Source organism: Lactobacillus sp. CA30L, from assembly GCF_059900845.1.
The window spans coordinates 371483-394349 of sequence record NZ_JBWXGB010000001.1 but is presented as its reverse complement, the minus strand read 5'-3'; the positions used below and the strand labels follow the sequence as shown (position 1 = coordinate 394349).

Sequence of the window (22867 nt, the reverse complement as noted above, 5' to 3'; positions counted from 1 at the left end):
TTTTATTCTACTTTTTTGTTCAGAACACGTTCCTTTTCTGGCGTAACTTCAATCGAGTTTTGCCCGGTATATATCACGAAGCCCGGCTTGGCGCCGCCCGGCTTTTTGACCCGTTTGGCTTGGATGTAATCGACCTGCACGTGCGCGGAATTCCTGGCCTTGGAAAAATAGGCCGCGATTTCGGCTGCTTCAGCAATTTCTGCCGGCGTTGGCTGGGGGTCTTGCAGGATTACGTGTGAACCGGGTATGTTCTTGACGTGAAACCACATATCGGTTTTATTGGCCTTTTTCAGCGTCAGCCAATCATTTTGATAATTATTTTTGCCAACCAGGACGATTTTGCCCGTGGATAAGCGGAACTTGTTGAGATTTCGTTCCGTAATTTTCTTGCGGCGCTTTTGCTTTTGCGGCCGCCCAAGATAGCCCTGATTGACCAACTCATCATTAATTTGGTCAATGTCCTGGGGATCCGCGTTATCAATCGCCGTCTGGATTGAATCAAAGTAGTCCAGGGAGGACTTAGCAAGTTCAATCTGCTCCTTGACGTGCTTGATCGAATCGCGCAGCTTTTTGTACTTGGTGAAATACTTTTGTCCGTTGCGGGCGGGGGACAGGGCTGAATCGAGCTTGATTGTCATCAGCTTGTTGTCCTCGTAATAATTGGGCAGCTTCACTTCCGTCATCCCCGGCTTAATCTGCGCCAAGTTGGCGTTGATTAATTCGCCGCAGACACGATAGCTTTCCGAATTTTCTGCCTGATCGAGCTGTTTTTGAAGCTTGACCACCTTGCGGGACAGCTTCTTTTGTTCGTTCTTGACCACACGCTCGATTAAACCCGCCTTTTGCTTTACCCAAGCGCTATTTGACTGTTCGAGGTAAAACTGTTCCAGTGCATGGTTGATGTTGGGGTCGGCACTTTCCTTGACCAAGTCGAGGTGGTAGGGCAGGTAGGGGAAAATCTTGCGTTTGTTATCAGGCGTTCTTAAAACAAAGGCACCGTCCTTGTTAAACTGACCCATAAAAGTCTTAAACGAGGCGTAAGAATAATCGTCTTTTAAGTAGCCCAACAGCTCGTCGCGGTCGTCGCGGTCAAGGCCGTTCACTGCGCGTGCAAATTCACCCGGACTATTAGAACGCCGCCGCTGGTCAAATTCTGTTTGGCTCAATTCAAAGCCGTTGATTCCCGGCGTAAGGGGGGGAAGCTCATACTTGGCCTTAGGCAGGAGAAGCCGCACGCGGTTTTCCTCCGGATTGATTCGCTTGAGCAAATCAATGATGTGGCCGCTGGTTTTATCATAAAGGATAACGTTGCTGTGCCGGCCCATTAACTCTACGGACAGCACCAGCTGGACCTGATCCCCCAACTCGTTGCGGGTTTTAAAGTAAAAGTTGACGATTCGGTCGACGCCAACTTGCCTGATTGACTGTAAGACCGCCCCCTCGAGGTACTTGCGCAGCACCATGACGAAGGTCGGAGCCTTGTCTGGATTGCTGATTGCCTGCTTGGTTATGTATAACTTGGGCGACTGCGGATTAGCAGAAATAAGCAGCTGGTAGTTCTTGCGTTCCTTTCTAAACGTCAACACTAAGTCATACTCGAAGGGCTGGTAAATTTTAGCAAGACGTCCGTCTACTACAATTGGTTTAATACTGTTTAAAAGGCTATGAATGAATAATCCATCAAATGCCATAAATAATCACCTCAACTAATAACTTCTATTATAGCAATTATTAGGCAATAAGTATAAGGAGACTCTTGCCCCTATGACCTTAAAAAAGAGTACCATTATTCATATATTAATTAAGCAAGATTTTATTGACAAACAACCGGTTAAAGCTGTTATACTGATAATATAGATTAATGGTTATTGATGCAATTTTTCATAAGCAAAAATTAATAATCAAGGTATTGGCGCAAGCGATTGTTTCACGCCAAAGCGAGAAAAGGTAGCAAAATGAATATTTTATCTTTTAACCTAGTTGCAGAAAATATCAAAAAGGAAATTGCCCGCAGGTGTGGACTTAACATGTCCCAAACGCGGATTCTGCTTTACTTTTATCAGACCAAAAACACCGCCCTCAAAATGGGCAACCTAGCCGGTGATTTGAAGATATCGTTGTCAACGTTAAGCAGACAGCTCCAGCAGAAAAAGACGCGCAGCCTCATCTGCGTCACCCGTTCTGCAACCGATTCGAGCAAGTCGGTTGCACTAAGCCCCGAGGGTCTTATGAAGGCAGCAGAATTGAGACTGGTTCTTGCAGCCATCGAAGAAAAAATGATGGGTGACTTTTCCCAGCAGGAGATCGGCGGCTTTAACCGTGTATTTGATAAACTAATTCAAAAAATCAAAGAGGAAAACTCAATTTAAGCAAGTAGTCGAATCGCTTGTTTTTTTATGCTATAATTTTCCCTATATTGCACGTACAAGCGAAAGGTTAATTAGATGAAAATTGCATTAGTTACGGATAGTACTAGCGTTATAAGCGAACAAGAGGCAGCGGATAATAACATTATTGTTGTGCCGATTCCAATCATCATCGGAAACAAGGAATACTTAGAGGGCGTTAACATTACTTCCGAGCGGCTTTTTGAGATACAACGGCAGGGGGCGGCTTTTCCCAAAACCTCGCAGCCGAGCATGGGCGATCTGATTCATCTTTTTGATGGGCTGCACGATGAAGGGTACGAAGCCATCATCGCAATTACCCTATCGAGCGGAATCTCCGGCTTCTACCAGACCTTATGCAATATCGCCCAGAATACGCCTAAGTACAACCTGCACCCGATCGACACGCAGATGACCGTCCGCTTGCAGGGGAATTTGGTGCTAGCCGCTGCCCGGATGATTGAGAATGGGGTTGCGCTGGACGATATACTTAAACGCCTCGAACAAATCAGGTCGACAATCGATGAAATCTTTGTTGTCAATGACCTCAAAAACTTGAGTCGCGGCGGCCGTTTGAGCAATGCAAGCGCCTTTATCGGTTCCATGCTGAACATTAAGCCGCTCCTGACGTTCAAAGACGGCAATATCGTTGCGTTCGACAAAATTCGGTCGATGAAACGGGCCTTCACCAAAATCAAGAGTCTCACCCTTGATAAAATCACTGCGCTCCCGTACAAGGATAAGATAAAGCTGTTCATCATTGATTCCAATGACAGCAGCCAGGTTGAAGAGGCCAAGGCCTTTCTGCAGGAAAATTTCCCGGAGCAGAATATTTCGCTCACGCAATTCAGCCCCGTAATTGCCACACACTTAGGCGAAAAAGCGCTGGCCATTGGCTGGATGATTGACATCGACAAGATTGACCTGACCCAAAACGGCAAGGGCTTTTAGTACGTAAAAGGGTTAGGGAGGATATTAATGAAAGAACAGGATCGCCTTACTAACTGGGCAGTTGAATTGCAAAGTCTGGCGCAAAACGGACTTGAGTATGGCCATGATCGCTTCGACCGTGAGCGCTATGCCCGTATTAGGGCAATCGCAACGGAAATGATGGCATTAAAGACGGGCTTGCCACTAAAGCAGGTCAGGCACCTTTTTAGCAGCGAAGACGGCTACCAGACGCCCAAGTTAGGAACCAGAGCCGCGATTTTTAGAGACCAGAAGATTCTACTGGTCCGCGAAACGACGGATGAGCGGTGGTCGTTGCCCGGCGGCTGGTGCGAGCCCAACGTGTCTGTCAAGGATAATTGCGTTAAGGAAGCCCGCGAAGAATCCGGCCATGATATTGCGGTAGACCGCGTGGTTGCAATATGCAATCACAACACTAATATTCACAACGAAAATAGGGTTACACGGGCAATCAACGTCTGCAATATTTTCTTTTTGTGCCGCGATTTGGGTGGTACTTTTGGCCAAAACAGCGAAACCAGCGCGTGCCGCTACTTCGATTATGACCACTTACCCCCGCTTTCCCTTCAACGAAACAGCAAAGAGGAAATTAGGATGTGCTTTGATGCCAGTAACGATCCTAACTGGCAGACCAGGTTTGACTGAAAGAATTGTAAATAAAAACACCGGCGAATGATATGGCCTCAAAATTTGTTTAATCTTGGGGTTTACATCAAAAGCCAGTGTTTTTTATTTGCTTTTTAGGTTTGCTGCATCATCGCCGTCACTTGCCGCAATTTCGTTCAAGGCCGCACGCTGCTTGCTCTGGTCAACGTGCGTGTAGAGATCGGTTGCTGAAGTGCCTTTTTGACCGAGCTGCTGCGCAACCAGCACCTGGTCCTTGGTCACGCTGTAGAGCTCAGAGGCAAGCGTGTGCCGCAGCTTATGGGGCGTGAGCGGATGACCGAAGGCAGCGGAATACTTGTTAACCATTTTTTCGATTGCGTTGGTGGTCATTCGTTTGGTCTGGTCGTGCCACCTAGTGAGAAAAAAGGCCGTTTCTTTTTTAGAAGCCGCATAGCGCTGCCTGCGGACTTTTTGGTAGTCCCGAATGTAATCCAGCGTCCATTCAGCAATCGGCACGCTGTCACGCTGTCCGCCCTTGCGGGTCACGTCAAGCAGCGCCTTTTTCAAGTTAAGGTCGGCCACGTTGACCCCGGCGCATTCAGAAACCCGGATGCCCGTCCCGAGAATCAGTGCAACGATTGCCAGGTCACGCTCCTTGTTGACCCTAAACGCCGGCAGGGCATGTTTGTTGCAGCTTTTTTCATAATCATTGGTAATAAAGTCCAAGAACTGGTACTTCAGTTTTCCAACATACATGTGCGATTCGAGGATGTGCGCACGGTAGTTGAGCGTCTTCGTATTGTTAAGCGAATCAATCTTCAGCATCACATTCCGTTCAAAGTAGGGCTGACCCTCATTGTTGTCGGCTGTGATGGTCAAAAACTTGAAGAGCGAACGCAGTGCGTTGATCGAGCGGTTGATTGTCGTTGGCGCGTTGAGGTGGCCCTGCTGGTTCTTGACGTGACCCAGGTAGTTGATATAGAGCATAATATCGTTGCGGTGCAGGTTGGCCAGCGTTGCTGTCTCGATGTGCTTGTTATCTGGGGCAGGGGAAATCGACTCCTGGCGCAGCCAGTCAAAAAAGCGCCTTATTTCAGTCAGGTACTGGTAGGAGGTGGTGAGGGAAAGGTTAGACCCGAAGTTGTATTCCTTAACAAAATCCGGCATTTTGCGCAATTCTTCTTCAATAAGATCAAGGTACTTTTTGGTTTCCATGTTTATCATTCTCCTAACTGCAATGTTGCTGTCTTATTAATTATAAAGTAAAAATAGAATGTATGTTTGGATTTGCTTTATAAAAGAGCAGGAGGGGACGAAGAGGGGGACCAGTCACCCGCGGTCTAAAGCAGCAGCATTTGGCGTAAGTTAAAATAAATTTATAAGCAGTGAAGCCAAGCGAGCGGCAGGCATGCCGGTTATGGCTGCTGAATAGCGAACAATGGCACAGCGACCAAGTTTGCTTTTGCTCCAAGCACAATTGCTGCTCCCAAATTTGGACACATGAGCTCTGCCAGCATACAGAATTATTGGGACTAGCATCGACATGAATTGATAAGATTATGAATTATTAAAATTACGGCAAAAAATTTAAAAGTTAAACGATAAACCCAAGCATGAAATCACGGCAAGAAAGCTCGCAAATCCATGCAGGGCCTTACATTTACCTATCATTAAAATTATAGTTTTAATGATAGAAAAAGACTTAAACCTGGTTGAGCACCCGTTATAAAATTATAATCGGCCGTGCGCAATACAGCCGATTTCTAGTCAGAATTTCTTTAGTTGCCAGATCAAATTCAGTTGCTTGTGCTTTCTGCCTGTGCCTGTCCCAGCCACACGACTTAGCGTGCAATTGGCTGCTGGCGACATAACTTTGATGTGTTATGTGGTGATGAATCCCGCCAACGCACGCTGCAAATCCGGTTGGCGTGTTAGATGCGACCATGGGACACCTTTACACCTAAAAATAATTTAACGCCGCCAAAAAGTCCACGTCAGCTGTCCGTGTCCAGTTATTGTGATGAACTGTATTTAGTGCCTGGCAGTGTCATCTGGCGTGAATTTAACCGCGGATGGGCATATAACTACCCGCACCTGGGACCGGTCCAATGCAATAAAATGCAATAGAAGAGCAAAACTGTGCGTGTTTACGCTGAACCGGATTGCTGCTTAACGTGGATTGTTCACTGGCAACCCATGCCTTGCCGCGGCAGCAATACGATTGGTTACAGCTTAACTTTACATAATATATATTATACGAAGTTATTGAGGAATGCTTGTCACTACCGCCTATCCTATCCCTTTCCGCTGGCGCGCAATGAAAAGATTGCACAGCTAGCTATAATTTATTAATCACCTGGCAAGTATTCTTTTAGTCTTTGGGGGCTCTCAAGAGAATTCGGCTAATTGAGCCCACAATTAAATTATTTATTAACTTTAGCTAATCAAATGAAAATGATTTATTAATTGACTATTTAAATTAATTTCAGTAATAATTTAAATAAGTGTATTTTTTAACCTAAATTTATATATTGGTAATATTTTATTAATCGTTTTGTAGGCCTGCTTTGTATTAGCAATCATAACAGGTACTTACACCGCTCAAAATAATATTTGCCAATTTTTATATTTTTATTTTAGTCTTATTTTTTTAGTGCATTTTTATTTAATTTTTTGTGTATTTAGCTTACAATACTATCCATGGGGTATATATTTAAAACAATTCTTCCGATTTCTGTCTTTCTTTTAAGTTTTAGTTGAAATTAATTGTTTTATACGCTATTTTTATTATTTGACACTATGACTGTTTCCGTCAGTTTATAGGGTTAAGGTTATTTTTAGAAAGGTTGAATTTATTCCATGAGTATAAATTTAGGAAAAGAAATATGCCGTCGTCGTCGTGAGCAAAAGCTGACCCAGGAGGATCTTGCTGAACTGAGTGACTTGTCCGTGAACTTTATTTCGCGTCTTGAGCGGACAAAAAATCAGAACATCAGTATTCAAAAGCTTGACTCGATTGCAAGGGCCCTTAACACTACTACGCCAGATATTATCATGAACGCATACCGCTTCAAGGAAGTCAAGGTTGAGGGTCACCAGGATAATACGCCTGTATTCATTAAGAAGGTTGTTAATGAATTAAGAAAGATGCCTGCCGAAAAGGCCGAGCGCGTCTGCAAATCTTTCATTATACTGACCAAGGAAATCAATAAAGACTAATTTCAACAAAAAACGAGGAAGCTTAGTTAGCTTCCTCGTTTTTTGTTATCTGCTAGTTAAATGCATCGGTCAGTTGTGGCACTACCTGTTTCTTGCGCGATACCACGCCCGGTAAGCTGATTTCCGCATCTTTTATCGTGCCGAAGGCCCGCTCAAACGCAGACTGGGCTGCGCTTGTTCCCACAACCAATGCAGTTGAGTTGGAGTCCAGGACGTTGGTTATAAGGAGCATAAACAAGTCATATCCTTCGGCCTCAGAAGCGGCATTCATGGCCTTCAAGAAGGCTTTTTTGCGCTCCATTGCCTCCGGTAGGTCAACGACGTTAATCTGGGCTACGCGGGCCTTCTGGCCGTTTAAATCAAAGCTCTTGGCGTCAAGGTCAATCAGCTCTTCTTCCGACTTGCCTGCGATATTGGTACCGGCCTTCAGTTCTTCCAGCCCGTACTTTTGGTAATCAACCCTGGCGATTTGGGCCAGCGCCTCGACGGCTTTTCTGTCGTCATTCGTGGTGGTCGGCGACTTCAGCAGCAGCGTGTCCGATATAATTGCAGAAAGCATAATTCCAGCAATATTTTGGGGAATTTCTACGCCGAACTGCCTGTACAATTTCCACATAATCGTGCTCGTGCAGCCTACCGGCTCGGCAAGATAGAACAGCGGCATGCTTGTATCAAAGTTCATAATCCGGTGGTGGTCAACAACGTGCGTTACTTCAACCTTGTCGATGTCGGCAACGCTTTGCTGTGGTTCGTTGTGGTCAACCAGCATCACTTTTGCTACTTCGTTAGCAGCAGTTTTTATAACCCGGGGGGCTTCAAAACCAAACTTCTTTAGGGCAAATGCGGTTTCATCGTTAGGTTTGCCCAGTGCGACCGCCTCCGTATTGTAGCCCAGCTTGTTTTGGAGGTATGAGTATGCAATCGCAGTACCAATTGCGTCAGTATCAGGGTTCTGGTGACCAAAAACTAACTCTTTTTCCATTAAAATTTTTCCTCTTTCTTTTTATGCCATAAAATCAATCTAAATCTAGTTTAACGAATAGCGCTTATTTCTCCAAGAATTTTTTGAATTCAGTTAGGATTTTTTTTATGCGGGGGACGTCTTCCTTGCCTTTCCGGTAGATTAACGACACCGAAAACTTCCTGTCGCCCTGCAGGTGAACCGGCGTCAAGCTTATCTTGGCGCGGTGGCGCCGGTAGTATGAGTAGCTGACAAATGTGTCGTAGTCAGTCTCTTCGGCCGTCGCTACAACCTGCCTACTGGATGAAAAGCTCAGTGGTACCTTGAGGCCATCCTTGGCGTTAATCTTGCTGCCGAATTTTTCTTTCATTAATTGGGTCAGGTAGAAACTATCCGGGTACGCAACCCATTTTCTGTCCATCAGTTTTGCGGCCGGATAGGACGCACCGGCTTCCAGCGTGGTGTCATGAGTCAGAATGGTCAACTGATCTGCACAGACTTCCATGTGTTCGTACTGGTTATGTAAATTAATTTGGCTCTTTTTAGTGTCTTTAGGAATATACAGAAGGGCCAGGTCGATTAAATTGTTATCAAGGTTGTACCACAAGTCCTTGTGGTTGAAATAGTTGACGCTAATCGTTATCCCCACTGTTTGACGGTTAAAGTCAACCAGGAAACGCCGGAGCAACTCAGAATCAACGCTTTCCAGCACGCCGATGGCAATATTGCCCTTATCCGCTTGGGTAAACTCCTGGATGTCATTGACAACCGCGTTGATTGTGCCGATGAGCTTAATTGCTCCCGTTTGCAGTTGCTTGCCGGCCTCGGTCAGATAGAGTTTTTTCCCCATTTGATCGAATAAGGGCGTTCCGATTGCATGCTCCAGTTTTTTGATCTGCTGCGTCAGCGCCGGCTGCGTAATCCCCAAAATTTGGGCCGCTTGGGTATAGTTCATCGTGTCAATCAGCTGCAAAAAATAATGTAAAGACTTTGTTGAGAGTATTGTATTTGTTTTAGGCATAAAAACCCCTTCTATCCTTAGCAGTAATATGGCCCCACTTACCTTAGCACTAATATGTCCTCACTTACTTGCTATTATTGATCAAAAAACTCTCTGTGTCAAAGCTTACTTCAGTTTTTAATATAACGTTTTCATAATTTTTAAGAGTTAAATCACACTAATACTATATAAAATATTGTTTTATTTTGAAGGTAACGGCCTACCCAGTTTTAAATCAACCGGTTGGCCGTCGCTAGTCACGTCAACGACGAACGACCCGTTAGAATAACGATCGCCCAGCGGGTACTCGCTGGTTTGCAGCTTGATCCTCCTCCGGCTGCTGGTAATTATCGTCAATGCGTGTTCCTGCCCGTATGCACTCAAGGCGGCAATCCTATGCGGCTTAGACTTCAGTTCGCGCAGCACGAGGACGCCCCGCTTAGCGCGCGAAACCTTGTTGATGATGCTGGCCTTAAGCTGCTTGAATGCTCCCCGCTGCGTAACCAGGCCCACGTGCAGCACGTCAACATAGGCAGGTTCAACTAAGACGTAGGACACAACCGCATCGCCGGACTTGAGGTTGACTGACTTAACGCCGACAGCCTTGGCCCCCAATTCTGGCACTTCACTCAGGTCATAGCGAACCGCGTATGCATTACGGGTAAACAAGATGATTTCGGCCTTCGAATCGACAGCAGCCTGATCAACCCGAATTACCCTGCTGTCTTGCGTCTTCATCTTCATTGCAGTGATTGCGCGGGAGCGGTATGTTCGTGTCGGCTGCAAGTTGGCCAGCTTAAGCCGCTTGATGTAGCCGTCGCTACTTGCCAAAAGGAAGTCAAGGTCGGTGTCCAGTCGGTCAAACGTAAATACGCGAATGATCTGTTCCTCACCGCTCAAGCCAATCTCTTGCGACAAGTGCTGCCCGGTTTCCTTCCACTTGGCTTCTACCAGTTCGTTAACTGGCCGATAGATGACATTGCCCTGGTTGGTAAACAGATATAGGTTAGACAAAGTAGACAGGGTCTGCTCGTAAACGACCTCGTCGCCGTCCGGCAACCCATTATCCGCGTCATCGCTAGACTGCCAGGAACGCAAGGAAGAACGCTTCAGGTACCCGTCGCGACTAATCAAAACGCGCACCTGTTCGTCCGCCACCAGTGCCTTTTCATTGATTTTAATCTTTGCGGTTTTGCCCGATATTTCCGTTCGCCGCGGATTGCCAAACGCCCGCTTGACTGCCGACAACTCCGCGATGATTTCCTTTTCCAGGGCTTTGGGATTTGCTAACAATTCCTGGTACCGCGCAACTTTTTTATTTAATTCGGCCTGCTCCGCAACCAGTGCATCCACGTCTGTGTTCGTCAATCTGTACAGCTGCAGGGACACGATTGCTTCAGCCTGACGGGCCGTAAAGTCAAACTCAGTCGCCAAGTTTTTCTTGGCTTCCATCTTGTTCTTGGATGCCCGGATGACCTTAATTACCTGGTCAAGAACGTCCATTGCGTGAATCAGACCCTGAATTATTTCCAGACGATTCTGGGCCTTGTTCAGGTCAAACTTGGTTCGCCTGGTAACCACATCCGTTTCATGTTCTAAGTAAGCGGACAAAATGTGCTTCAAGCCGACCTGCATTGGCGTCATGTGGTCGATTGCAACCATGTTAAAGTTATACGACACCTGAAGCTCGGTATTTTTAAACAAGTAGTTTAAAATGTTCTGCGCATCGGCACCCTTCTTCAGTTCAACCACAATTGACAAGCCGTGTCGGTCCGTTTCGTCGCGCACTTCCGCAATGCCGTCAATCTCCTTATTCAGGCGAATTTCGTCCATTTTTTTGACTAGTAAGGCCTTGTTGACCGCATAGGGAATCTCGGTAATAACAATCTCCTCGCGGTGGCCCCGGATTTCCTGAATCGCAGACTTAGCCCGGACCTGAATGCGTCCCCGCCCGGTCTGGTAAGCCTCTTTCAGCCCTTCCTTACCCATAACGATTGCTCCGGTAGGAAAGTCTGGGCCCTTAACGAAGCCCATCAATTCTTCAAGCGTCGCATCCGGATTCTTGAGCAAGTAGATTGTTGCATCGATAACCTCGGACAGGTTGTGGGGCGGGATTTCCGTAGCGTAACCGGCGGAGATACCCGTCGAGCCGTTAACCAGCAGGTTGGGGAAGCGAACGGGCAAAACCGTCGGTTCGTTTTCGGTGTCATCGAAGTTGAGCACCATGTTGACGGTTTCTTTGTCAATGTCCGTCAGAAGCATGTTGGAGATTTTGCTGAGTCGTGACTCGGTATACCGCATGGCGGCCGGACCATCCCCGTCCATCGAGCCGTTGTTGCCGTGCATCTCGACCAGCGTTTCGCGCATCTTCCAGTTCTGTGAAAGGTGAACCAGTGCACCGTATATTGAGCTGTCGCCGTGGGGGTGAAAGTTACCCATGATGTTGCCGACAGCCTTAGCCGCCTTCTTAAAGGGCTTGTCATAGGTGTTGTTGTCCCGGTACATTGCGTAAAGAATCCGGCGCTGCACCGGCTTCAGCCCGTCCCGAATGTCCGGCAGGGCACGTTCTTGGATGATGTACTTTGAGTACCGTCCGAACCGTTCACCCATGACCTGTTCAAGCGGCATTTCACGAATTCGTTCATTTGTAGCCATTAACTAAGACCCCTTTACTCGTTTTCTTCTTCCAAAATCGATGCGTTCTCGCCCATTCTGAACTTAACGTTTTCTTCAATCCACTTTCTCCTGACGGCAACCTTGTCGCCCATGAGCGTGGTTACGCGCCGCTCGGCCAGTGCCGCATCATCAATTTTGACGCGGATCAGCATCCTGGACTCGGGGTTCATCGTCGTCTGCCATAGTTGCTCGGCGTTCATTTCGCCCAGACCCTTGAAGCGCTGCAGACTGTAGCCCGGTCCTATTTTCTTTTCGTCGTCTGCCAGTTCCTCGTCGGTCCAGGAGTACTTGACCTGGACCTTCTTATTCCGGCCCTTCTGCAGGCGGTAGAGCGGCGGCAGTGCAATGTAGACCTTGCCCTCTTCAATCATCGGCCGCATGTAGCGGTAGAAAAACGTCAGCAGCAAAATCTGGATGTGGGCACCGTCGTCATCGGCGTCCGTCATGATGATTACCTTGTCGTAATTAGCATCTGCAACCTTGAATTCAGCACCGACACCTGCACCAATCGTGTAGATCATCGTGTTGATTTCTTCATTTTTAAAGATGTCCTGCAGTTTGGCCTTTTGGGTGTTCAAGACCTTGCCCCGCAAGGGCAAAATCGCCTGGAAACGACGGTCGCGTCCCTGCTTGGCGGAGCCTCCGGCAGAATCGCCCTCCACCAGGAACAATTCGTTTTTCTTGGGATTGCGTGACTGGGCCGGCGTTAGTTTTCCGGACAGCACTTCCTTCTTGTGCCGTTTTTTGCCGTTGCGGGTCTCATTGCGGGCCTTTTTGGCGGCTTCACGTGCATCCCGCGCCCTCTGGGCCTTCTTTACCAGTTCCTGGGCCAGTTCGCCATTTTCCAGCAGGTAATAGGACATCTGCTCGTAGACGATTGCATCCACGATCGACCGCGCCTGCGGCGTACCCAGCTTGCCCTTGGTCTGCCCCTCAAACTCGAGCAGCTCTTCGGGAATTTTAACGGATAGGACGGCGCTGAGCCCCTCACGGTAGTCGGAACCGTCAATGTTCTTGTCCTTTTTCCCCAGCAGGCCCTGCTTTTTGGCGTAATCATTGAAGGCCCGGGTAAATCCGCTTCGCGCCCCCACCTCGTGCGTGCCCCCATCGGAAGTACGCACGTTGTTGACGAATGAGACAAGGTTTTCCGAATAGCCGTCGCTGTACTGACCGCTAAATTCAACCTCAATCTCATCCTGCTTGCCGTTAAAATAGAAGACATCGCTCAGGGTGTCCTTGCCCTCGTTGAGGTAGGACACGAAGGACTCGATTCCGTCATCGTACTTGAAGGTATCGTGGTGGCCCGGTTCGCGCTCGTCGGTCAGTTCAAAACAGACACCCTTCAGGAGGAAGGCAGACTCGCGAATGCGCTCCTGGATGGTTTCATACTTGTACTTGGTCGTAGAAAAAATCTTCTCGTCCGGCTTAAAGGTAATCGTTGTACCGGTCGCATCCTTGGTCTTGCCCAAGCGCTTTAACGTGTCAACGGGATGGCCGCCGTCTTTAAACTCTTCTTCGTAAAGGATGCCGTCACGCACAACCTTGACGTCCATGTAACTGGACAGAGCGTTGACAACGGACGAACCAACGCCGTGCAGGCCACCGGAAGTCTTGTAGTTCTGCTCGGTAAACTTGCCGCCGGCGTGCAGAACCGTGAGGATGACTTCAATTGTCGGTCGGCCCGACTTGTGCATGCCCGTCGGGATACCCCGCCCAAAGTCACGCACGGTCACGGAGTTATCCTTGTGAATCGTCACGTCAATCTCCTGACCGAATCCAGCCATTGCCTCGTCAACCGAATTATCGACAATCTCGTAGACCAGCTGGTTCAGTCCGTGGATATCCGTTGACCCGATGTACATCCCTGGCCGCTTGCGGACAGCTTCCAGGCCATGAAGAATCTGGATCGATGAGTCATCATAAGAATTTTCTTTTTGATTTGCTTTAGCCAAATAAACTCCTCCAGTTTTGAAACATTTACTTAATTTAATCCTCAACCCATCCAATCTTTGCTAAAATAGCCTTAGATATGAAGAGAGTAGGATACAAATGATCAACCTAAAATTAATACTGGTATTTATTCTAGCATACTTAATCGGATCGTTCCCGACGGGCGTTGTGATCGGCAAAATATTTTTTGCCGAAGACATTCGCAATCACGGCTCGGGCAACATTGGCACCACGAACTCGTTTCGGGTGTTTGGTCCCTTTGCGGGCAGCTTTGTCCTGGTTGTTGACGTTCTCAAGGGAACCCTGGCCACTAGTCTGCCCCGCCTATTGCACCTGCCCGGCCCCAAGTACCTGCTTCTGGTCTGCGGCGGGTTGGCAATCTTAGGGCACACGTGTTCCATCTTCCTCAAGTTTAAGGGGGGCAAAGCCGTTGCGACCAGTGCCGGGGTCTTTTTGGGCTACAACCTGCAGTTTTTCGGCATCTGTGCCCTGATTTTTCTGCCCCTGGTCTTCATCACTTCGTACGTCAGCCTTGCCAGCCTGATTTCAGTTGTCCTCATCTTTATCGTGACTTTTTTCTTTCACGACGTTTACCTTGAGGTGATCCTCGGCTGCATCATGGTTGTTCTTTACACCAGGCACCGCAGCAATATTAAGCGCCTCATCCACCACCAGGAAAACATTATCCCGTTCGGACTCTGGTACTGGTACAAGAAGAAGCACAACAAATTGTAAGCTAGAATAAATACAGCCAGCAATCAAATGCTGGCTTTTATATTATAGGTCATATGAACATTAGTTCGCAAGTGCTGACTTGCTTAATTAAGCGGCTAGTAAAAAAAGCACATAACGTGCTTTTTTTAATCCTGGTCGTGAAAGGCCATGCTGAAGCCGCCCGTGAAGGTTTGGCCGGCTTCGAGGTGATTCATGCCGTATTTTTCTTCCAGCTTGCCGCTGGTATCGCTGCGGTCGGCAATCCCCCACCAGGGTTCAATGCAGACGTAGTCAGCGGTCTTAGGATACTGCGACCACACGCCCACAAACGGGGCATCCCGCAGCCAGACGTTAACGTGAAAGTTGCTGGTGTCCGTCCGGAGCGAAACGCGGTTATCGTGGCCCCTCATCTGGAAGATGAGCGCATCATTCTTAAACAGGTGGTCGCTCAGCGTAATCAGGCTGTTGGTCGATGCCAGCGAGCGGTTGGACCAATCCAAGAACGCGCCACTGAGGGGGATCTGCACCCGGGCAAGCGACGGCTGCGTGGCAAAGTAGAAGTCCTCCTTGGTAATGGTGTCATCGACCGGGAGGTTAAAGCCCGGATGTCCACCAATGCCAAAAATCATTGTGTCTGCGGAAGCGTTGGTGACGCTGAAATTTTCTTCCAGCAGGTTGTTGAGCAGGTTGTAGTTCACGCGCAGTTCAAACTTGAAGGGGTAGACCGCCCTCGTTTGCGCGGTATCGGTTAACAGAAAGGTAATGCTTTCATCAGTTTGATGTTCAACCGTAAAGTCCATATCCCGCGCAAACCCGTGCTGCGTCATGTGGTAGGTCTTCCCCCGGTAAGTGTACTGGTCATTTTTGAGCCTGCCCACAATCGGAAATAAAACCGGTGCGTGTCTGCCCCAAACAGCGGGGTCGGCCTGCCAAATATATTCGTAATCGCTGTGCCGGCTTTTCACGCTCTGGACTTCGGCACCCCTGCTTGAAACGACCACCCGCAAGAAACTATTCTTAATAGTATAATCCATGTTTTTCATCGCCTTTGTTAAAGGATAAACTTAGTTAAATCTTTATTCGTTATTATATCACTAAGTTTTTCATTAACATATGATTCCGTTACCGTTATTTCGCCCATTGTCATATCGGGCCCCTCGTAGAGCACGTCCTCAAGCAATTTTTCCAAGATTGTGGACAGTCTTCTTGCCCCAATATTGTCCGTTCCCTGGTTAACGTCGTACGCGATCTGGGCAATGCGCTCAACGGCTTCTTGTGTAAATACTAACTTGATGCCGTCGGCGTGCATGAGGGCAACGTACTGCTCAAGCAGCGAATCGGCCGGATCCTTCAGCACCCTGACAAAGTCGTCCTTGGTCAGGGCGTTTAGCTCGACCCTAATTGGGAAGCGCCCCTGTAGTTCGGGAATGAGGTCGCTGGGCTTGGATTCGGAGAATGCACCGGCAGCGATGAAGAGGATGTGGTCGGTGGAAACCGGGCCGTACTTGGTTTGCACGGTTGAACCCTCAACAATCGGCAGAATATCGCGTTGTACCCCCTCACGGGACACCTCGCCAGAAGTCTTTTTGCTGCCCGCAGCAATCTTATCGATTTCATCAATAAAAATGATGCCGTTGTTGGCCGTGCGCTCGATTGCCTTTTGGTAGATGGCATCGTAGTCGACCATTTTGCGTGACTCTTCATGAATCAAGAGCTCACGCGCATCCCTGACCGTCAGCGTTCTTTTGACGCGCTTCTTCGGAACCAGTCCGTTAAGCAGCGAACTCATGTCGACGCCCATCTGGCTCATCGCGTTTTCCATCGGGTTTACCTTGGGCGCCTGTTCGACTTCAACCGTTACCTCACGCTCTTCCAGGAGCCCCTTGTTCAGCTGTTCAGAAACGGACAGCCGTTCGTTGCGAATCTCATCGGTTACCTCTTCCTGGTCAGATTCCTGCCCGTTATCGGCCTCGGGCTTGCCGGACATCATCATCGACATCATGTCCTGCAGCTCCTGCATCTGATTGGCCCGCTTTTCGCGCTTGATGCCTGGAACCAGCAGGCGCACCAAAATCTTGTTGGCCTCCTTCGCGGCCTGGGGGCGGATTCGGTCAAACTGGTCCTTTTCTTCCATGCGGACGGCCTCATTAACCAAATCCCGCACCATCGACTCCACGTCCCGGCCGACGTAGCCCACCTCGGTAAACTTGGTTGCCTCGACCTTGACGAATGGTGCCTTAACAATTAGTGCCAGCCTGCGCGCTATTTCGGTTTTGCCCACACCGGTTGGCCCCGCCATGAGCAGATTCTTGGGCGTAATGTCTTCTTGCATCTTCTGTGGCAGCTGCATGCGGCGGTAACGGTTGTAGAGCGCAACGGCCACGGCCTTCTTGGCCTCATCCTGACCAATGATGTACTCGTTGAGTAGACTGACGATTTGTTTCGGTGTTTTTGTTTCCATTAATTTCACCTGCTTTTAAAGTTCATCAACGTTTATTTGGTTGTCGGTGAAGACGTCGATACCCGATGCGATTTCAACCGCCTCGCGGGCAATCTCCCCGGCCGCCATTCCCGTGGAATGCCGTGTCATTGCGATTGCTGCCGCCTGGGCAAAGTTGCCGCCCGAACCGATTGCAACAACGTTTTCATCGGGTTCAAGCACCTCGCCGTTGCCGGAAATAAGCAGCAGGTCCCGCTCGTTAAAGGCAATCAGCATCGCGTTTAATTTTTGCAGCGTTGCGTCCTTGCGCCACGCCTGGGCCATCTCCACGGCCGCACGGCGCAGGTCGCCGCTAAAGGCCTCGAGCTTGCCCTCAAGCATTTCCTGCAGGCTTACGGCATCGGCCACGCCACCCGCAAAACCGATAACCACCTGATCGTGATAAATCCGGCGGATCTTCTTGGCACTTGCCTTGGCGATTACCTTTTCGCCCAGGGTAACCTGGCCGTCCCCCGCGATTGCGGTCTTGCCGTTAAACTTTACTGAACATATTGTTGTCATTACGTTGCCTCGTCTTTCTTATCATTACGTGCAAAAAACTGATCATAATTTTGCTGCAAGTGACTCATGGTCACGTGCGTGTAGATCTGTGTCGTCGACAGGTTGCTGTGTCCTAATAGCTCCTGGACACTGCGCAGGTCGGCCCCGTTGTTGAGCATTGCGGTCGCAAATGAGTGCCGCAGTTCGTGCGGGTGGACCTTGCCGTTGATACCAGCCTTGGTAAACACGCGCTGCGTGATGTATTCGATCCCCCGGGGCGTCAACGGCTCCCCGCGGCTATTCAAAAATACCGTTCCCGGATCCTCGCGGTCAGCCAAAAGCTGCCCCCGCGCCCCGTCAAGGTAGTTGTTGAGCGCCGTAGACGTCAGCGCATCGAAGGCCACATAGCGGTCCTTGCCGCCCTTGCCGTGCACCAGAATCACCTTGAGAGTCAGATCAACCTGGCTGATCTGCAGCCCGCTCACTTCGCTCACCCGCATGCCGGTCGTATAAAACAGGGCCAGCATTGCCAGGTTGCGCATTGTTAGCGGATTGCTGCCTTGCAGGGATGCGATGACCTGCTTGACCTCCGTCGGGTAGAAAAATTGCGGCAGTCTGTGTTCCCTAGTCCGCAGCGTAATCGTCTGCGTTGGATCAACAAGCACGATCTTGCGTCTGGTTAAAAAGCGGTAAAAAGACCGCAAGCTCGACATCTTGCGTGCCTGCGTAGTTCGCGTTAGCTGCCTTTGCGCAAGGTCTTGTAAAAAGACCTCAACGTCGCGGCGGGTCACGTTCACCCAGCCCCTAAAGTCGCCATTGTCTTGCCAAAACGTCCTTGCCTCGAGCAGGTCGGTTTGGTAGGCCCTGATTGTATTCGTGCTATAGCGGCGCTCGTTTTGCAAGTACGAAACGAAGAGCTGCAGCGCATCATTTTCACCGGCTGTCATTAGTCTAACTCTTCTTCTTTGAAGCGGGCAAGCTCCACCAAGCTGCGCTCGCTGATTTTTACGTGGCGCTCGCGCTTGTTGCGAACCTTTTTGCCCTCGAGTCCTGGAATCAACGCAAAGCTGGCATTCATGGGCTGAAAGTGCTTGACGCTGGTCGTTGTGACATAATTGGCCATTGACCCCAGCGCCGTAATCTTGGGGAAGGCAACAGGTGCTTTGCCCGCAAATTCCCTAGCCGCATTAATGCCGGCTACTATCCCGCTCCCGGCGCTTTCAACGTAGCCCTCTACGCCCGTTACCTGTCCGGCAAAAAAGAGCCCCGGTTGTTTCTTGGCCTCATAGCAGTTGTTTAACACTTCTGGCGATGCCATGTACGTATTGCGGTGCATCTTGCCGTAACGGATAAAGCGCGCGTGTGCCAACCCGGGAATCAGTGAAAACACCCGCTTTTGCTCACCATACTTGAGGTGCGTCTGGAAGCCAACAATGTTGTACATGGAAGCCGCCGCATTGTCCTGGCGCAATTGCACCACGGCGTAGGGCGTTTTACCAGTACGCGGATTCTCCAGTCCCACGGGCTTAAGCGGTCCAAACAGCATGGTCTGGGCACCGCGGGCGGCCATCACCTCAATGGGCATGCAGCCTTCGAAGACGTCTGCACTTTCAAAGTCATGCAGCTCGGCCGTTTCAGCGTGCACCAGTTCGTTAGCAAAGCGCTCATACTCCTCTTGATTCATGGGGCAGTTGAGGTAGGCTGCATCGCCGCGATCATAGCGGGATTTTTTGTAGATAATATCCTGGTCAATTGAGTCCGCAGCGATGATTGGCGCAGCCGCATCGAAAAAGTGGAGGCTGTGCGCACCCGCAAATTGCTGAATCTGGTCCGCCAGGGCCGCACTGGTTAAGGGACCAGTAGCGACAATCGCAATGCCCTCTTGGGGCAATTGCTGGATTTCTTCCCCGTGAAAAGTCACATTGGGCAGGGAACGCAATTTCTGGGTGACGTACGCGCTAAAGTTGTCACGGTCCACTGCCAAAGCCCCTCCGGCCGGTACTTGCGTCTGATCCGCAGCCGCCAAGATGATGGAATCAAGCTGGCGCATCTCCTCTTTCAACAGGCCCACCGCGTTTGCTAACTGATTGGACCGCATCGAATTCGTGCAGACCAATTCGGCTAAATTGCCCGTTTGGTGGGCCGGGGTCATCTTCTGCGGCCGCATTTCATATAGGTCAACGGGCACGCCGCGCTTGGCCAATTGCCACGCGGCCTCGCTGCCGGCCAGGCCGCCCCCCACTACAGTTACACTTTTTGGCATATCCGGTATTCCTTTACTAAAAAAATAATTGCTTATATCAAAGAATATCATCAAATCCGCATCGATTTGATGATATTTACACAAATTTAACTTTATTTTATAGGCTCTGTTTCCTTAGGCTCTTCCTTATAGTCACCATTTGGACATTGGATGACGAGCCCCTTTTTATAGCGCTTCTCAACGAGAAAATGCTCATCATTGGGACAGGAGCGGCCGATCGGCTTATCCCAGGAAACAAAGTCGCATTCCGGGTAGCGTGAGCAGCCGTAAAACTTCCGGTTGCGCTTCGATTTCTTTTCAACCACATCGCCCTTGCCGCACTTGGGACAAGTGACCCCAACTTTTTTGACAATGGCCTTGGTGTTGCGGCAGTCCGGAAAGCGCGAACACGCGTAGAACTTGCCGTAGCGCCCCATCTTAATGACCATTGGCGCGCCACAAATATCACAGTTAAATCCGGCCGGTTCATCTTTGATCTGGACTTTTTTAATGTCCGCATCGGCCTTGTCTAGTTCCTTTTTGAAGGGGTGGTAGTATTCGTCAATCACCTTTACCCAATTTTTCTTGCCCTCTTCCACGCGGTCGAGGTCACTTTCCAACTGGGCGGTAAAGTCAACGTTCACGATGTCCGGGAAAAACTTTTCGATCAGGTCATCGACAATTGTCCCCAGCTCGGTGGGCACAATTGCCTTGCCTTCGAGCTTGACGTAATACCGGCGCTGAATGGTATCGATTGTGGGCGCGTAGGTGGACGGCCGCCCAACCCCATTTTCTTCCAGGCTATGGACCAGGCTTGCTTCCGTATAGCGTGCCGGGGGCTGCGTAAAGTGCTGCTTGTTGTCTGACTTGGTCATCTTGACCTGGTCGCCGTCGTTTAGGTCGGGCAATTCAACGGTCTTTTCCTGCTGATTGTCATAGACCTTGGTAAAGCCGGCAAATTTCATTTTAGAACCGGTTGTCCGGAAAATGACGCCATTTTGAACAACATCCGCGCGCACCGTATCGTAGACGGCCGGGGTCATTTCACTGGCCACAAAGCGTGACCAAATCAGCTTGTACAGCCGGTACTGCTCAGTGGTCAAAGCGTCCTTGAGCATTTCCGGCGTCCGGTAGACGCTAGTCGGCCGGATTGCCTCGTGGGCATCTTGGGCATCACCCTGGTTTTTGAAGTGTCTTGCACCCTTGGCCGCGTATTCCTTGCCGTATTCTTCATTGATAAACTTGGAGGCTTCAGCCTGGGCAAGGGGAGAGGTCCGCTTGGAGTCGGTTCTCATGTAGGTGATGAGTCCCACTGTCCCCTGCTTGCCTAAGCTGATGCCCTCATACAGCTGCTGGGCAATGCTCATCGTTCGTCTCGTCCGGTAATTCAGCCGCTTGTTTGCTTCCTGCTGCAGCGTCGACGTCGTAAAGGGCGCAGCCGCCTGCCTGCGCCGCTCCCGCTTGTTGACGCTAGCTATCTCAAAATCCTCTTTTTTGGCGATTTTGGCTAAAACCGCTTGAACCGCCTCGTTGTTGGGCAAATCCTGTTTTTTGCCGTTGAGGCCCCAAAACTGGGCCTTGAACAGCTTGGTTTTATGCTTAAACTCGGCGTCAATGGACCAGTATTCCTGGGGCTTGAAATTCGTAATTTCTTTTTCACGGTCAATCACGAGCTTAAGTGCAACGGACTGGACCCGGCCCGCACTCAGCCCCTTTTTAACTTTATCCCACAAAATTGGCGACAAGGAATAGCCGACAATCCGGTCGAGAATGCGGCGGGCCTGCTGCGCGTTAACCGTGTCCATGTCAATCGCACGCGGATGCTTAAAGCTGTTTTTAACGGCATCCTTGGTGACCTCGTTGAAGGTAACCCGGTTTTTGGCCGTGTCATCCAGATTCAAAGCGTGGGCAACGTGCCAGGCAATCGCCTCGCCCTCACGGTCGGGGTCAGACGCCAGGTAGACGTCCTTGGCCTTCTTGGCCTCCTTCTTCAGTTCCTTGATGGTGTCGCCCTTGCCCCGAATCGAAATATACTTAGGCTTGTAATTATTGTCGAAATCAATTCCCATCTGCGATTTCGGCAAATCACGAATGTGGCCCTTGGATGCAATGACGTGGTAGTTGCGTCCAAGGTACTTTTCAATCGTCTTCGCCTTCGCCGGCGACTCGACTATTACTAATGTTTTCTTGCGTTTTTTTGGCTTTGACTTCGTAGGCATCAAAAGCCTCCTCAATTAAATTTATTTGTTCTTATTTTTAAATACTAGACTGAGAATAGAATATTTACCAGCTAATTGTCAAATCTTTCAAGCTGCATCTCAAAATCGGTGATCGGGTTGGCGCCGGCTTCGATCAACTTATTAGTGCCGGCAGACAAGGCACTGGTAATTGGTCCCGGAACCGCGTAAACATTGCGGTTTTCCTGCAATGCCAGGTTGGCGGTGATCAGCGAACCGGACTTTTCTTTGGCCTCGGTCACGATCACACTGCGGGCCAGTCCCGCTAGAATGCGGTTGCGTTCCGGAAAACGAAAGGGCCGCGGCGGCGTATCCGGCAGGTATTCGCTCACTATGAGCCCGCGGCGCGCAATCTGTTCCTGCACGTGGTAATTTTCGACCGGATAAAAATAATTCAGTCCGTTGCCGACGACCGCAATCGTCTCGCCCCTGTTTTTCAGCGCGGCCTTGTGTGCTATCACGTCGACGCCCTTGGCCAGGCCGCTGGCAATCACCCAATCGTTTTTGATCAGGTTGGGCACCAATTTATCCAGGACCATTTGACTGTATGACGTGGCCAGCCGTGCGCCGACTATCGTCACGGTTTTTTCCTTTAGCAAAGCAGTGTTGCCCCGGACAAACAAAACGAGGGGCGGCCGGTAGATCTGGCGCAGTTTTTCCGGGTAGGCCTCGTCAAAAAAGTCCACCACCCGGCACTGGCGCCTGATCCGCGCAATCACTTTTTCTGCGTCGGGGTCATCGTAAGCCGCCCGCGCAACTCTTGTCAAACTGCCGGGAAGATCCATGTTCTCAATGTCCTGCCTGTCGATACCGCCGGCGTCCAGCTGCCCGGCAATTTGTAACATCTTAACATACCCGGTGCCTTTTTGTAATTTCAGCCGCAAAAGAAAGTCTGTCACGTTCATAAAAAAATCCTCCTACTTACA

General features: G+C 49.6%; 18 protein-coding genes. 5 read left to right on the top strand and 13 right to left on the bottom strand.

Annotated elements, in window-relative coordinates:
- Nucleotides 1-2: 2 nt before the first annotated feature.
- On the bottom strand, nt 3-1691 hold the full coding sequence (locus tag AC2JF8_RS02030; RefSeq protein ID WP_500760622.1) for an Rqc2 family fibronectin-binding protein: 1689 nt from the start codon (nt 1689-1691) through the stop codon (nt 3-5).
- Between the two features lie 264 nt (nt 1692-1955).
- On the opposite strand from AC2JF8_RS02030, the gene AC2JF8_RS02025 reads away from it, so the two are divergent.
- The 3 genes from AC2JF8_RS02025 to AC2JF8_RS02015 all read left to right on the top strand — a co-directional run bounded on the left by AC2JF8_RS02025 (nt 1956) and on the right by AC2JF8_RS02015 (nt 4001).
- The gene (locus AC2JF8_RS02025; protein ID WP_500728788.1) at nt 1956-2369 is read left to right on the top strand and encodes a MarR family winged helix-turn-helix transcriptional regulator; all 414 of its coding nucleotides are present in this window, start codon (nt 1956-1958) and stop codon (nt 2367-2369) included.
- 75 nt (nt 2370-2444) lie between these two features.
- The gene (locus AC2JF8_RS02020) at nt 2445-3338 is read left to right on the top strand and encodes a DegV family protein (RefSeq protein WP_500760619.1); all 894 of its coding nucleotides are present in this window, start codon (nt 2445-2447) and stop codon (nt 3336-3338) included.
- A 27-nt stretch (nt 3339-3365) separates the two neighbouring features.
- Nucleotides 3366-4001: an NUDIX hydrolase gene (locus tag AC2JF8_RS02015; protein WP_500760616.1), complete on the top strand. Its 636-nt coding sequence runs from the start codon at nt 3366-3368 to the stop codon at nt 3999-4001.
- 84 nt (nt 4002-4085) lie between these two features.
- Here AC2JF8_RS02015 and xerS read toward each other — a convergent pair whose 3' ends face one another.
- Entirely contained in the window at nt 4086-5177 is a 1092-nt protein-coding gene (xerS, locus tag AC2JF8_RS02010; protein WP_500728785.1) for a tyrosine recombinase XerS, read from the bottom strand.
- A gap of 1644 nt (nt 5178-6821) precedes the next feature.
- Here xerS and AC2JF8_RS02005 point away from each other — a divergent pair.
- The gene (locus tag AC2JF8_RS02005) at nt 6822-7181 is read left to right on the top strand and encodes a helix-turn-helix domain-containing protein (protein WP_500728784.1); all 360 of its coding nucleotides are present in this window, start codon (nt 6822-6824) and stop codon (nt 7179-7181) included.
- Between the two features lie 52 nt (nt 7182-7233).
- Here AC2JF8_RS02005 and AC2JF8_RS02000 read toward each other — a convergent pair whose 3' ends face one another.
- The 4 genes from AC2JF8_RS02000 to parE form a co-directional block, all read right to left on the bottom strand.
- Nucleotides 7234-8163 (bottom strand): manganese-dependent inorganic pyrophosphatase, encoded by a 930-nt coding sequence (locus AC2JF8_RS02000; protein ID WP_500728783.1) that lies wholly within the window; start codon nt 8161-8163, stop codon nt 7234-7236.
- A gap of 64 nt (nt 8164-8227) precedes the next feature.
- Nucleotides 8228-9163, bottom strand: coding sequence for a LysR family transcriptional regulator (locus AC2JF8_RS01995; RefSeq protein WP_500760613.1), 936 nt, complete (start codon nt 9161-9163; stop codon nt 8228-8230).
- A gap of 180 nt (nt 9164-9343) precedes the next feature.
- Nucleotides 9344-11797 carry a DNA topoisomerase IV subunit A gene (gene parC, locus AC2JF8_RS01990; RefSeq protein WP_500760611.1) on the bottom strand — a complete coding sequence of 818 codons (2454 nt, stop codon included), beginning with the start codon at nt 11795-11797 and terminating at the stop codon, nt 9344-9346.
- Between the two features lie 14 nt (nt 11798-11811).
- Nucleotides 11812-13770: a DNA topoisomerase IV subunit B gene (gene parE, locus AC2JF8_RS01985; protein WP_500760608.1), complete on the bottom strand. Its 1959-nt coding sequence runs from the start codon at nt 13768-13770 to the stop codon at nt 11812-11814.
- Between the two features lie 97 nt (nt 13771-13867).
- On the opposite strand from parE, the gene plsY reads away from it, so the two are divergent.
- Nucleotides 13868-14503 (top strand): glycerol-3-phosphate 1-O-acyltransferase PlsY, encoded by a 636-nt coding sequence (gene plsY, locus AC2JF8_RS01980; RefSeq protein ID WP_500728779.1) that lies wholly within the window; start codon nt 13868-13870, stop codon nt 14501-14503.
- A gap of 125 nt (nt 14504-14628) precedes the next feature.
- Here plsY and AC2JF8_RS01975 read toward each other — a convergent pair whose 3' ends face one another.
- The 7 genes from AC2JF8_RS01975 to dprA form a co-directional block, all read right to left on the bottom strand.
- The gene (locus AC2JF8_RS01975; protein WP_500728778.1) at nt 14629-15516 is read right to left on the bottom strand and encodes an aldose 1-epimerase family protein; all 888 of its coding nucleotides are present in this window, start codon (nt 15514-15516) and stop codon (nt 14629-14631) included.
- A gap of 17 nt (nt 15517-15533) precedes the next feature.
- Entirely contained in the window at nt 15534-16943 is a 1410-nt protein-coding gene (gene hslU, locus AC2JF8_RS01970) for an ATP-dependent protease ATPase subunit HslU (protein WP_500760606.1), read from the bottom strand.
- 15 nt (nt 16944-16958) lie between these two features.
- Nucleotides 16959-17483: an ATP-dependent protease subunit HslV gene (hslV, locus tag AC2JF8_RS01965; protein ID WP_500728775.1), complete on the bottom strand. Its 525-nt coding sequence runs from the start codon at nt 17481-17483 to the stop codon at nt 16959-16961.
- Complete coding sequence (xerA, locus tag AC2JF8_RS01960) at nt 17483-18409, bottom strand: site-specific tyrosine recombinase/integron integrase (protein WP_500728774.1); 927 nt, start codon at nt 18407-18409, stop codon at nt 17483-17485. The genes hslV and xerA overlap by 1 nt, the downstream gene beginning before the upstream one ends.
- Nucleotides 18409-19725: a methylenetetrahydrofolate--tRNA-(uracil(54)-C(5))-methyltransferase (FADH(2)-oxidizing) TrmFO gene (gene trmFO, locus AC2JF8_RS01955; protein WP_500728773.1), complete on the bottom strand. Its 1317-nt coding sequence runs from the start codon at nt 19723-19725 to the stop codon at nt 18409-18411. Before trmFO ends, xerA begins: the two co-directional genes overlap by 1 nt.
- A gap of 92 nt (nt 19726-19817) precedes the next feature.
- Entirely contained in the window at nt 19818-21923 is a 2106-nt protein-coding gene (gene topA, locus AC2JF8_RS01950) for a type I DNA topoisomerase (RefSeq protein WP_500760603.1), read from the bottom strand.
- Nucleotides 21924-21994: 71 nt separating this feature from the next.
- Complete coding sequence (gene dprA / locus AC2JF8_RS01945; protein ID WP_500760600.1) at nt 21995-22846, bottom strand: DNA-processing protein DprA; 852 nt, start codon at nt 22844-22846, stop codon at nt 21995-21997.
- Between the last annotated feature and the right edge of the window lie 21 nt (nt 22847-22867).